An 11,835-nucleotide genomic window follows, 5' to 3' on the forward strand; every position below is an offset into this window, starting at 1 on the left:
AGGTGAAAGCCCTGGAGAATTACGGAACGGACACGGCTAGGTATTCCCCTAAGGATGGGAAGCTGCTCGGGAGCCCTCCCCCTGGCTTTCCTTCAGGATATATCGAAGGTCGTCCGAGGCCGGGAGTTCAAAGACCTCTAAACCGAAGTATTTTATAGAGGCCAAAAGGTGGTCAAACAGATCGGAGATTACGTCCTCATAGAATGTCCACTGTGTCCCTTTTGTGAACATGTACAGTTCCAAAGGCAGGCCATGCTGTGTCGCGGGAAGCTGACGGACCATAGCTGTCATCTTTTGGTGGATATTGGGGTTTTCCATGACGTACGCTTTTATGTAGGCCCTGAACAGACCAATGTTCGTGATCCTCCTCCCGTTCACTGGCATTTCGGGATCGATCCCATTTTCCGCGTTGAACGTTTTGATCTCCTGCTGCCTCTTCTCGATGTATTCAGAGAGAATGGATATTTTCTTGAGCGTTTCAAGTTCCTGGGGGTCTAGGTACCTTATCGTTGATATCTTGATATTTATGGCCCGCTTTATCCTGCGGCCGCCGCTTTCTTGCATTCCCCTAAAGTTCTTGAATGAGTCGCTCAGCAGTGTGTGGGTCGGGACGGTAACGATCGTCTTGTCCCAATTCTGTATCCTGACGTTGTTGAGGTTGATCTGTAGGACGTCCCCATCTGCCCCGTATTTTGGCATCTCTATCCAGTCACCTACCCGGACCGAATCGTTAGCGGAGACCTGTATGCTCGCAACAAAACCGAGAATGGTATCTTTGAACACCAACATCAGGACTGCAGAGGCCGCACCCAGGGAGACCAGGAAGGACCATGGGGAATTTCCAGTAATGATAGAAACCGCCAAGGTACCCCCGACAAACAATAGGAATATCTGCAGTACCTGAAGGTAACTGTCCAGGGGCTTGTCAACAAACGTCCTTGATGAGCGCAGGATGTCCCTTAGGGACTTAAATAAACCATTTAGCAGCGAATAACCCGCAAAGATCATGAAGATGTCCAGTAATTTGGCCAGACCTGAATTAAGGGCTGGAAATCCCACAAAAACCAAAGGGAGAAGCTTTTGGCAGATCCCCAGGAGGATCAGTCGGCTCAAATGGACGTTTACCCTGTTGTCGATGAGATGGTTGTCCCATTGGGTCCTTGACCTTTTTATCAACCGGCTAACGATCGAATTGAAGAACAGCCCCATTAGATAATCCAGGATGGCCAAAAGGAGAAAAGTCCCAATAAGGAGACATGCAGTTGTAAGGATATGGGAAAGTCCTTCCGATATCCCGCTGGAGCTGGCAAGGTCGAATATTGACTGATATAGGGTACTTGTTGTGCGTTGGTCTATGTTAATGATGTATGAGTTTTCCATATTAACGAACAAATGTACAAAAAAACAACAGGAATACGGGTAAGATAAGGTCCCTGGTCCATGGTCAGGTCATGTTTAAGTGCGGATCTTACATTCCATCTCAGTGGCGGCACTTGCCAAGGAGCAGTTGGGAAAACGGTTGGGATGCCGGGCCAGTTCAGCTTTCAGGTCCAATGAACGGCATGTCCTCTGGTCCGGAAATATCGCCCTAGCTCCCATCTTAGCTTTGGTGAAGGTTATTGCGGATTGCCCGTCCACAGGAAGCATCTGGCCCTGACCGAACATTTCCAGGGATTGCACCGATACATTCGGGATGTTTGCCTGGGGGTACGGCCGATTATCCAAATTGGCCGGAGACTTTGGTCCAAACTTAACTCCTGCACGATTTTAAGGATGGGAAAGGGCTTTTTTTGGTATTCCGTCGTACTTCCGGTTTTGGTTACCGCATTGAAGGGCCTCCGGAAGATAGGGTCCCTGGAACCGAGAGGTATGTTAGCTCGTCCCGTGAGTTTCTGGATATGGCGTTCCCCGTGGAATCTAGTTTCTCAATAGAAGGGCTTCCAAGGCTGTCGACCTTCAGGATGATCCTTTGCCTGCCCCGTGGATCATCCTGAAGGGAGGACCCTTGGTTGCAGTGGGCGCACCACTTTCTATTTCATCAAGCCACGGGAAAGCATGCCAGGAAACAGCGAGGTCGAGGATCCATCGATTCCTCAAATCTGGGCTCTTTGATGAATTCCTCTTGCAAATCGCGCCGGTGCAAAGGGATCGATAGGAAAAAATATCACAGGAAGAATAAGCAAATTTTCCTCTCAGTCCTGACGACCCATTTGAGCTATGATCTGAAAAATGAGATGGCTTATTTCCCCAGCTGAGATCCAGGTTCAGCTGGAACCGTTAGAGCCCCACGGTGCGCGCCAAATGTATAAGCCGATGATTTGCACCTCCCCCCAATTGCGAGCTTATAGCCATAAGGCTACAAAAACGCAAATTCAGGTACAGTTTAACGGATATTTCCGGCTCCACGGCTTTCCGAAGGTGAAGTTGTTTCAGGATCTTCATACATTTTGCTAAATTGTTACGGGCATTACCCAGCATGGGCGATGTCCACGAAAATCTGAATGAAATATGAAAAATGAGAAGAAGGTCAACAAGCAACCTGACTACAATCCCGGGCCGAGGGTGGGCATCACATTTTCGACGTTCGATCTCTTGCATGCCGGTCACATCATGATGCTGGCCGAGGCCAAGCGCCAGTGCGATTACCTGATCTGCGGCCTGCAGATGGACCCAACTTTGGACCGTCCGGAAAAGAACGCCCCGACCCAGACCGTCGTTGAACGATATATCCAACTCAGGGGATGCATATATGTCGATGAGATTGTTCCCTATTCCACCGAGCAGGACCTAGAGGACATATTGCGTTCCTTTAAACTTGACGTCCGGATAGTTGGGGACGAATATAGGGACAGGGACTTTACGGGCAGGAAGTACTGTGAGGAAAAGGGGATCGAGCTCTATTTCAACAGTAGGGACCACAGATTCTCGAGCTCTGGCCTGAGGAAGATCGTGGCCGAAAAGGAAAACCAGAAGAATGGCCGAACTTAACAGGGCATCTTCCCTTTAGCCAAATGGACCTGCCAGGTCGGGCCGGCCTCGGCATGCCCCTGGTCTGGCGCGTGTTCCCGAGACCTTTCCCGGACCAAAATCGGTGCCATTTGTGGTTTCGGAGGATGCGATCTCCGTTTTTGAGGATACAGGGCCAAGTAATGGATCCTGGCTTTCCAACTACAATTTGCTGTAATTTGCAGCAGACCCATATGGCCAAATGGTTTTATTTGCTTATTTTGTATCATGAACAGAACAATTCTTATCACCGGTGGTGCGGGATTCATTGGTTCTCATGTTGTTAGGCACTTTGTTCTCAAATACCCAACTTACCGGGTGCTGAATCTGGATGCACTGACCTATGCGGGAAACCTGGAGAACCTGAGGGATATCGAGGAACGCCCCAACTATTCCTTTGTGAAGGCCGATATACGCGACGTGGAAGCCTTGGACGGGATATTTTCAGAACATAGGCCAGACTCAGTCATCCACCTGGCGGCAGAGTCACATGTGGACCGTTCAATAGCGGACCCGCTGGCATTCGTCAATACCAACGTGATCGGTACGGTCAACCTACTGAATGCTGCAAAGGGGATCTGGGAGGGAGATCTTGAGGGCAAGAGGTTCCACCATGTGTCCACGGATGAGGTTTATGGCGCACTGGGAGATACTGGTTTTTTCACTGAAGAGACGAGTTATGACCCCCATTCGCCATATTCTGCTTCCAAGGCCGCTTCGGACCATTTTGTGCGGGCTTACCATGATACCTACGGGATGCCGGTGGTGATCACGAACTGTTCGAACAATTATGGTCCCAACCACTTTCCAGAGAAGCTCATCCCGCTGTGCATCCTGAACGTCATCAATAACAGGCCTCTGCCAATCTATGGCGACGGGAAATATACCCGCGACTGGCTGTACGTTATCGACCATGCACGAGCGATCGATACCGTTTTCCATAATGGTGAGAATGGGAATTCCTATAATATTGGAGGGTTTAATGAATGGAAGAACATAGACCTGGTTAGGGAACTCTGCCGGCAGATGGACGATAAATTGGGCCGGGATCCGGGCACTTCCGAAAAGCTGATCCAGTTTGTAAAGGACCGTCCCGGCCATGACCTTAGGTATGCAATCGATGCAGGCAAGATCCAAAGGGAACTTGGATGGGAACCGAGCGTAACCTTCGAACAGGGGCTTTCACAAACCATCGACTGGTTTTTAGCGAACCGGTCCTGGTTGGATAAAGTCGCTTCAGGTGACTACCAGAGTTATTACGATAGACATTACAGTGGAGCTTGATAACAATGGGGGAAATATTCATGAATGCAGTAGCGACAGGTCTTAAGGACTGTTATATTTTAGAGCCCCGGGTCCATGGGGACGAAAGGGGATATTTTTTCGAGAGTTACAACCAGGAGGTTTTCAAGGAAATCACCGGATTGGACGTACACTTCGTGCAGGATAACCAGTCCTTCTCCACCAAGGCCGTTTTACGCGGTCTCCACGGCCAGTCAGGCGAATTCGCCCAGGCCAAATTGGTCAGGGTCATACAGGGAGAGGTATTGGACGTTGCTGTCGATGCGAGGCCCGGATCCGAAACCTTTGGGCAACATTTCTCTGTCCTGCTTTCTGCGGAGAACAAAAGGCAGCTTTTTGTCCCACGGGGTTTCCTACACGGTTTCGTCGTTCTTTCCGAGACCGCAGAATTCTTTTACAAGTGCGATAACCTTTACAACAGGTCAGCGGAATGGGGAGCTTCTTTCATGGACCGGCAGCTGGACATTGATTGGATACTGCCGGAGGAGGACCTGATAGTTTCAGAGAAGGACCGGCACCTTCCACTCTTCAGGGATGCGGTCGGAAAATTATTTTCAATTTAGGGATAGGATGGCAGCCAAAAGAATAGTGGTTACCGGCAGTTCTGGGCAGGTGGGTTCTGAGCTCAGGGGAATCTGGCATCCTGATGGTGCCCTTGGGACGGTTTTCTTGGACCGCAAGGACCTGGACCTGGCACTGCCTGAGTCCGTTAGACCGTTCCTGGAAGCAATTCGGCCGGACCTCATCATCCATTGCGGAGCATTTACCGCAGTGGACCAAGCAGAAACAGAAACTGACCTGGCCAATAGGGTAAACCATCTCTCTACTTTGGAGATTGCTAAATATGCCAGGGAAAATGGCTGTAAACTGCTCTACATATCCACAGATTATGTCTTTCCAGGGGATGTCGACCAGGCGCTGGAAGAAGATTATCCCACCGGCCCGGTCAATGTCTATGGGCAGACCAAGCTCTGGGGTGAGCAGGCCATAGGGAAGCACTGCCCAAGCGCCATCATAATCCGTACTTCTTGGGTCTACTCGACCTACGGGAAGAACTTTGTGAAGACGATGCTGGACCTCATGAAGAGCAGGGATGAGATCAGTGTGGTGTCAGACCAGATCGGATCGCCGACCTATGCCCGTGACCTGGCAGAGCTGATAGGACATGTTGCCAAAGCCGGAAATTGGGTTCCGGGCACCTACCATTATTCCAATGAAGGCAGGACCAGCTGGTATGGTTTTGCCCTTATGATCAGGGAGGCCTCCGGGCTTAACTGTAAGGTAAACCCGATCCCGAGCTCGCAGTACCCGACACCAGCAGAGAGACCGCTTTTTTCCCTCTTAAGCAAGGAAAAGGTAAAAAGGACATTTGGCGTTACGGTCCCGGAATGGGAAGTAAGTCTGGGGCGGATGCTGAAAGATCTGTCCGGCCGATAAGAACGTTACATTAGAATACAACAGATATGAAAGGAATAATTTTAGCCGGAGGTTCAGGTACCAGGCTCCACCCGCTTACCCAGGTCGTTTCCAAGCAACTCCTGCCAGTTTACGACAAGCCGATGATCTACTACCCGCTATCGGTCCTTATGCTGGCAGGGATCAGGGAGGTCCTGATTATTTCCACCCCCCAGGATCTCCCGAATTTCAAAAGGCTCTTCGGGGACGGCGGTCAATTGGGGATCTCGATCAGCTATGCAGAGCAGCCTTCGCCCGATGGCCTTGCACAGGCCTTCCTAATCGGGGAAGGGTTCATTTCTGGCGATGACGTTTGCCTGATACTGGGCGACAATATCTTTTATGGTGCGGGCCTGCAGCAGCAATTGCTGGAAGCCAGGACCAAAGTAGAGGAGCAGAGAGAGGCGGTGGTATTCGGATATTACGTAGAAGATCCTGAGCGTTATGGCGTAGCGGCTTTCGATGAGTCCGGTAAGGTCCTTGGCATCGAGGAGAAACCAAGGGAACCTAAATCGAACTATGCCATCGTAGGGCTCTATTTCTACCCGAATTCCGTAGTCGAGATCGCAAAGGGCGTGAAGCCCTCGGATAGGGGCGAACTGGAGATCACCACGGTAAACCAGACGTACCTCAACCGAGGGGTGCTCCAGCTCCAGCTCCTGGGGCGCGGGTTTGCCTGGTTGGACACAGGTACACATGAATCGCTCTCAGAAGCGACGGAGTTCATCAAGACCATTGAGAAAAGGACTTCCCTAAAGGTCGCCTGTCTGGAGGAGATCGCTCTCTCCAAGGGCTATATAGAAAAGGAAGCCCTCTTCGATCGGGTAAAGGACCTAAAGGGCGTCTATTTTGACTATTTAAAGAAAATCAGTAGGTAAGTCCACCTGATAATATAAGTGTATCTGGCCGGGATTTTGAAAATTTTATTCCCTGGGCCTTTCCTTCGGGGGCGGTGTTCGTCGTTCGATGGTAAAACCATACCGATATTTGGTAATTTTCGATATTGGGCCATGGATGTTCACAAATTGTCCCGAAATTTGAGATGATGAAACCTAGACCGAAAATATTGAACCTCTTTTTGATATTCGCGATGCTATTGCTCGCGAGCCCATCCTGCTCCCTTAGCGCGCAAACGAAAAGAGAGAAGGAGATGGCGGCATTAGAGGAGGTCCTGGGGACCAATGTGAACTTCAACGGTGATACCCTTGCCCTTGTCGCTCGGTTGGATTCGGTCAAATTGCTCGCCGAGGCGGAGAGGAGCGTTCCCCTAAAATGGGCCTATTACATGTTGATGGCAGATGGTTTCTCGATTGCTTTTGACAGGGTAAACCCAGTTACCGACCGATATTACCGCTTGGCCAGCGAACTCGCATCATCTCCAAAGACAAGGGAACTCCTCCAGGTTGGGCTTATTCGCCAAGGATACTACCACTTTATCTACAGGGACGTTTCAAGGGCGATCCCGTTTTTCTTGAGGGCAGATGACATGGACCAGGAGGTTGATCTGGGAAAGGTGCCTAACATTACGGAAAACTATGGGTTTGCAGCTGGTTTCTACAGCTTCATCGGCAATCAGGCAAGGGCAAGGGAATATCTCCAAAAAGCCCTTCCCTTTGCCAAAAACCCAAGCAGGAAGCGCATCGATATGTTGAATTCACTAGGTGTATACAGTGTAAAGGACTCCCTGATGGACGAGGGGAACCGATATTTCAAGCTCGCCATTGCAACGGCAAAATCAGCTCATGACTCGGTATGGATTGGGATAATCACTGGGAACATTGCCGATATCGAGGGGAAAAAAGGTAACAGAGAGCTTGCCATAAAGTTGCTCTCGGAGAACGTGGCGCTCTCCAGGAAGTTCGGAGAGACCCAGGATGCGATGAGGGCCAACCTTGAGCTGGCAAACCTGTACATCGCAAAGGGTGAACCGGAAATGGCCAGGGGCCATGTTCTGGATGCCCAGGCTTACATGGCCCAAAAGCCGTACTATCTACCATACATGATGGAGTCCAAGAGGCTCCTCTCCAAGGTTGCGGGGGTACAGAAAAGGCCCCAAGAGGAACTGAAGTACATAAAGGAGTACCTCCAACTAAAGGACAGCATGGACGAAAAGCTTGATTTTGACAAGCTCCAGAAAGTGGCCTACCAGTGGGAAGTACAGCGATATGCACAGGGCCTGGAGAACGAAGGGCTGAGGCGGAGGAAGGATTTACAGACCTACATCTATGTTTTCATCTTCATTGTACTTGGACTTGCGCTGATACTCCTGCTCGTGAACCGTTCCAAGAACCGGATCATGTACATGAACGCTGCGCTTGAAAGGGACCAACTTGAGCTTTCGTACGAAAAACAGCTGGTGGACCATGAACTGGAGGCCCTGAACAGGTCGCTCCAGGAATTTACCGATACCATCAAGCAGAACGACCTAACCATCCAGAGGTTCCGCAACGAGGTCATACAGAACCTGGACCATTTTCCCGACCGTCAGGAACTGTTCAACGACAGCCTGAACAAGATGTTGGAAAAGCAGGTGATGACCGAGGAGAGATGGGTAAAGTTCAACGACATTTTCGAACGTGTTTATCCGGGTTACCTGGCAATGGAGAAAGAGGCGTATCCAAGGCTTACCGATTATGATTTCCGCCTGATCTCCCTGATGAAGCTCGGACTGAGCAACAGGAGCATGGCCGATCTCCTGGGGATCACGCTGGAAGGGGTGAAGAAGGCGAAGCAACGGTTGAAGAAGAAAATGGAGGGACAGTAACCTGTTATTAAATTGTTAAGTTTTTCGTTAGGTAATTATATTCTTGATATTATGGAAAGCTATGAGTACTTTTGTTGCTCACTTTTAATGGTATGCTAGATTCGCTTATCACTTCCAAGACCCGACTGAAACTACTGATCAAGTTTTTCGTAAGCTCGACCAATAAGGGGTACCTGCGGGGAATCGCTGAAGAATTCAATGAATCGACCAATTCAATACGAAAGGAGCTCAACCAGCTCTCAGACGCTGGATACCTGATCAAGTCCCAAGAAAACAACAAGATTTTTTATCGAGCCAATGTAGAACATCCTCTTTTCCAGAGTTTACAGAATTTGGTGCGTACCTTCTTAGGTATAGACCATGCAATCGACCATGTGCTTGAAAAGACGGGTGACGTAGAGCAGGTTTCATTATTGGGGGATTACGCAAACGGTGTGGACTCCGGGACTATCGAAGTATTAATAACTGGAAAAAATATAGATTCGGCATATTTATTGCAGGTTAGCGGCAAAACTGAGAAGATATTAGGAAAAAAGATCCGGATTTATCTAGATTGGCCCAAAAATGTTGATCAACAGATTATTTTGTATCAAAAAAGATTTAAAAAAATGTAAATTGGTGTAGCCATTTACTCGGTTTTATAATATGTGAATTTATAGCAAAACGAATCTTATGGAAGAGACAATTATCGAGAAGCAAATGGATTATAATCCCGGTCCCCGAGTAGGGATTACATTTTCCACCTTTGATTTATTACATGCAGGTCATATAATGATGTTAGCAGAAGCAAAGCGTCAATGTGATTATTTGATCTGTGGTTTACAAATGGATCCAACATTGGATAGGCCAGAGAAGAATGCTCCAACACAGACAGTTGTTGAACGATATATTCAACTAAGAGGCTGTGTGTATGTTGATGAAATTGTTCCTTATTCAACTGAAGAGGATTTAGAAGATATATTAAGATCATTTAAATTGGATATAAGAATTGTAGGGGATGAACTCAATTCAAACCTACAAAATAATGCCCAGAAAGAGATCTATTATAGATTGTGGAAATGATGGGCCCAAGAACCTTTGCTAGCTAAATCATGTCAGGCAAAGCTCGGTAAATCCTTGCAGGTGCATCGGCAGCTTAAGATTATTTCCTAAAAAGCCTTGTTTGAACATTCAGTTTGAGCAGCAAGAAAACCAATTACTCCTTGCTGCGTAAACCGAACGTTAATTATAACCCTCAATAAAGGCTCACCTTTGGATTGGCAAGGTCAGAAATGCCATACCAACTTTCGGACTTGTCCTTTGGAGAGCCGGGATAAGGGTTAATATTCCTTTACCCTTTCCACCATACGCTCAAGGGCGTTGATTACCTTATGTTTATCAGAGCCTTCGGGATGATATGACTTTACCCGGACCGATGAAGGAGAAAGGTCGGTTCGGTGCTTTGTGGACAGAAAAGGTACAATGGTCTGGTATACCTGGTTCAGCGACCTTGCTGAGACCAGGTGCTCTTCATCTATCAGTCTCAAGTAAATTGCGAGCTGATCAGCCGAAATGTTGCATTGAAGTTTTTCCATCCCAACCTCCTGAACGTTAGACCCTGAAATTTTTGCACCATTTCTGTTCCATGTTGCACAATGATGGACATAATCTATTTCATTTTCGAACCAGTTGTTAATAAACCAATCAAGCGGATGATAACCCGGGTTCAGGACAAGTCCTGGTTTTCGATGTAATTGGTTGTATGCCTTGTGGTAATCCATTAACAGCAACAGTTTTTTATTTGGGTCTTTATGCAGGGTTGTTTGTTCTTTGATTCGGCCGATTAGCATGTCCATGAATTCCTTACTATTGAAGTTGATGTAGATTAGAAACTCTTCAGCCGCAGCGTAGTGTATTCCCTGTTTTGACCAATCCCAATCCGCCAACCGGCGCGTGAACTCCAGTTTATATTGTAGAGAACGTCTTGTGATCTCAAAATTGAGGTCATTTTCTTCTATGAAATTTACTATTTTATCGGTCACGAGACAGCCTAATCGGTCTTGTGGCAAATTTTTACGGATGAGCTCGAATTGTTTGCCGATGTGACTGAGCATAACGGTTTTTAATGGCACGGGGACGATCACATCGCCGCTTATGACCTTTCCATAATCTGTTTCCAAAACCTTGCAGAAATTCACCATGTGGTCTATTGCCAGGTCGAGTAGCATGGTTTGACCATCGGAAGATTTTAATAGTTCCTCAGCTAATTCCAGAAGGCGCCCAGCTTCCTTGTAATAGGCACTTACACAAATAGAGAATCTTTTATTTTCTGCCGAATTCATCTCATGCTTTCTGATTTTCTCAAGTAGTCTGGTACTTTCCAGTTTCATTTTTTGTCCCACCTTTTCCAGGTCAAGTTCATTATCGTTTTTAATTCCTTGGTTTAAAGGTTTCAGGTTTAGCAACTCTTCAAAAAAGAACAAACCTTCTTTGTTTAATGTTTCCATAATAGACTTTGCTTACGGTTTTGAACCCAACATGGAATGGATCGCTTAGGTAGGTCTAGTGGCGCCGAGGCACTAAATGTGGTTATGGTCTAAGAATTTACGGAACTGTTCGTATATTTTTAAATCTCCGACAACTATATCTTGTTTAACATGATTTAGGCGGATCTTTTTTTTGTTATACGATTGAAAGAAGTTAATGTTAAAGGCGATCGATCTGGAGCATTGCTTGAACCACTCCTGAGGCAATAAATCAAAGAGATCCCGAAAGGTTGAAATACTCGTGTACAATTTTGATTCTGTTGTCACATGAATAGCGACATACCTGCTTTTAGCCTCAATGTATATGATGTTCTTGAAAAGAATCTTCACCCGGCCATATACGTTGTCGACCTTGACCATAAAGTAATTATAGGAATCTCCTAGTGAACCTGACTGTGAACTCCCAGGATTTTGTAGGCGGTAATCCATATCTAATCGGTGAATGGCCGTTATAAACCGTGTATATGAAACAGGTTTGAGCAATACATCGATCACATCTCTGGAGTATCCCTCGTCCTCAAACTGTTTAAAGCCTGTATAGAGGATGATCTTGAGATTAAATCGGGTAACGGTAGATATCCACTCCAAGCCGTTAATCTGTTGGCCCAGGTCCACATCAAGGATAACCAGGTCCACGGGATTGACCCTCACAAAGGTCAATGCACGAAGGGGGTCCGTAAAGGTGCCAATGACTTGGACATGCTTAACTTTTTGGAAATGGTCCAGGAGGTGGTCGATGCTCGATTGGTGGTCATCGACGATGATTGCATTGAAATTTCTCAT

12 protein-coding genes are annotated in these 11,835 nt (G+C 47.4%); 8 read left to right on the top strand and 4 right to left on the bottom strand.

The window, feature by feature from the left end; all coding sequences use genetic code 11:
• Positions 1-48: 48 nt before the first annotated feature.
• Together ACWIB3_RS03435 and ACWIB3_RS03440 are read right to left on the bottom strand one after the other, a co-directional pair.
• Complete coding sequence (locus tag ACWIB3_RS03435; protein WP_454290871.1) at positions 49-1,380, bottom strand: mechanosensitive ion channel family protein; 1,332 nt, start codon at positions 1,378-1,380, stop codon at positions 49-51.
• A gap of 75 nt (positions 1,381-1,455) precedes the next feature.
• Positions 1,456-1,665 carry a hypothetical protein gene (locus tag ACWIB3_RS03440; RefSeq protein WP_454290872.1) on the bottom strand — a complete coding sequence of 70 codons (210 nt, stop codon included), beginning with the start codon at positions 1,663-1,665 and terminating at the stop codon, positions 1,456-1,458.
• An 843-nt stretch (positions 1,666-2,508) separates the two neighbouring features.
• Between ACWIB3_RS03440 and ACWIB3_RS03445 the strand changes: the two genes are divergently transcribed.
• The 8 genes from ACWIB3_RS03445 (at position 2,509) to ACWIB3_RS03480 (ending at position 9,589) form a co-directional block, all read left to right on the top strand.
• Entirely contained in the window at positions 2,509-2,988 is a 480-nt protein-coding gene (locus ACWIB3_RS03445; RefSeq protein ID WP_185213189.1) for an adenylyltransferase/cytidyltransferase family protein, read from the top strand.
• A gap of 246 nt (positions 2,989-3,234) precedes the next feature.
• A complete protein-coding gene (rfbB, locus tag ACWIB3_RS03450; protein ID WP_454290873.1) occupies positions 3,235-4,290 on the top strand; it encodes a dTDP-glucose 4,6-dehydratase in 1,056 nt (351 codons plus the stop codon).
• Positions 4,291-4,310: 20 nt separating this feature from the next.
• Positions 4,311-4,871 (top strand): dTDP-4-dehydrorhamnose 3,5-epimerase, encoded by a 561-nt coding sequence (rfbC, locus tag ACWIB3_RS03455; protein ID WP_454290874.1) that lies wholly within the window; start codon positions 4,311-4,313, stop codon positions 4,869-4,871.
• Positions 4,843-5,745 carry a dTDP-4-dehydrorhamnose reductase gene (rfbD, locus tag ACWIB3_RS03460; protein WP_454290875.1) on the top strand — a complete coding sequence of 301 codons (903 nt, stop codon included), beginning with the start codon at positions 4,843-4,845 and terminating at the stop codon, positions 5,743-5,745. The genes rfbC and rfbD overlap by 29 nt, the downstream gene beginning before the upstream one ends.
• Before the next feature lie 26 nt (positions 5,746-5,771).
• The gene (rfbA, locus tag ACWIB3_RS03465) at positions 5,772-6,641 is read left to right on the top strand and encodes a glucose-1-phosphate thymidylyltransferase RfbA (RefSeq protein ID WP_454290876.1); all 870 of its coding nucleotides are present in this window, start codon (positions 5,772-5,774) and stop codon (positions 6,639-6,641) included.
• A 272-nt stretch (positions 6,642-6,913) separates the two neighbouring features.
• Positions 6,914-8,527, top strand: coding sequence for a tetratricopeptide repeat protein (locus ACWIB3_RS03470; RefSeq protein ID WP_454290877.1), 1,614 nt, complete (start codon positions 6,914-6,916; stop codon positions 8,525-8,527).
• Positions 8,528-8,619: 92 nt separating this feature from the next.
• Positions 8,620-9,141: an ArsR family transcriptional regulator gene (locus ACWIB3_RS03475; RefSeq protein ID WP_454290878.1), complete on the top strand. Its 522-nt coding sequence runs from the start codon at positions 8,620-8,622 to the stop codon at positions 9,139-9,141.
• A gap of 58 nt (positions 9,142-9,199) precedes the next feature.
• The gene (locus ACWIB3_RS03480; RefSeq protein WP_454290879.1) at positions 9,200-9,589 is read left to right on the top strand and encodes an adenylyltransferase/cytidyltransferase family protein; all 390 of its coding nucleotides are present in this window, start codon (positions 9,200-9,202) and stop codon (positions 9,587-9,589) included.
• Positions 9,590-9,846: 257 nt separating this feature from the next.
• Here ACWIB3_RS03480 and ACWIB3_RS03485 read toward each other — a convergent pair whose 3' ends face one another.
• The gene (locus ACWIB3_RS03485; RefSeq protein WP_454290880.1) at positions 9,847-11,013 is read right to left on the bottom strand and encodes a hypothetical protein; all 1,167 of its coding nucleotides are present in this window, start codon (positions 11,011-11,013) and stop codon (positions 9,847-9,849) included.
• A gap of 72 nt (positions 11,014-11,085) precedes the next feature.
• Complete coding sequence (locus ACWIB3_RS03490) at positions 11,086-11,835, bottom strand: LytR/AlgR family response regulator transcription factor (protein ID WP_454290881.1); 750 nt, start codon at positions 11,833-11,835, stop codon at positions 11,086-11,088.

The sequence above is a fragment of the Sphingobacterium sp. NPDC055431 genome, assembly GCF_053644255.1.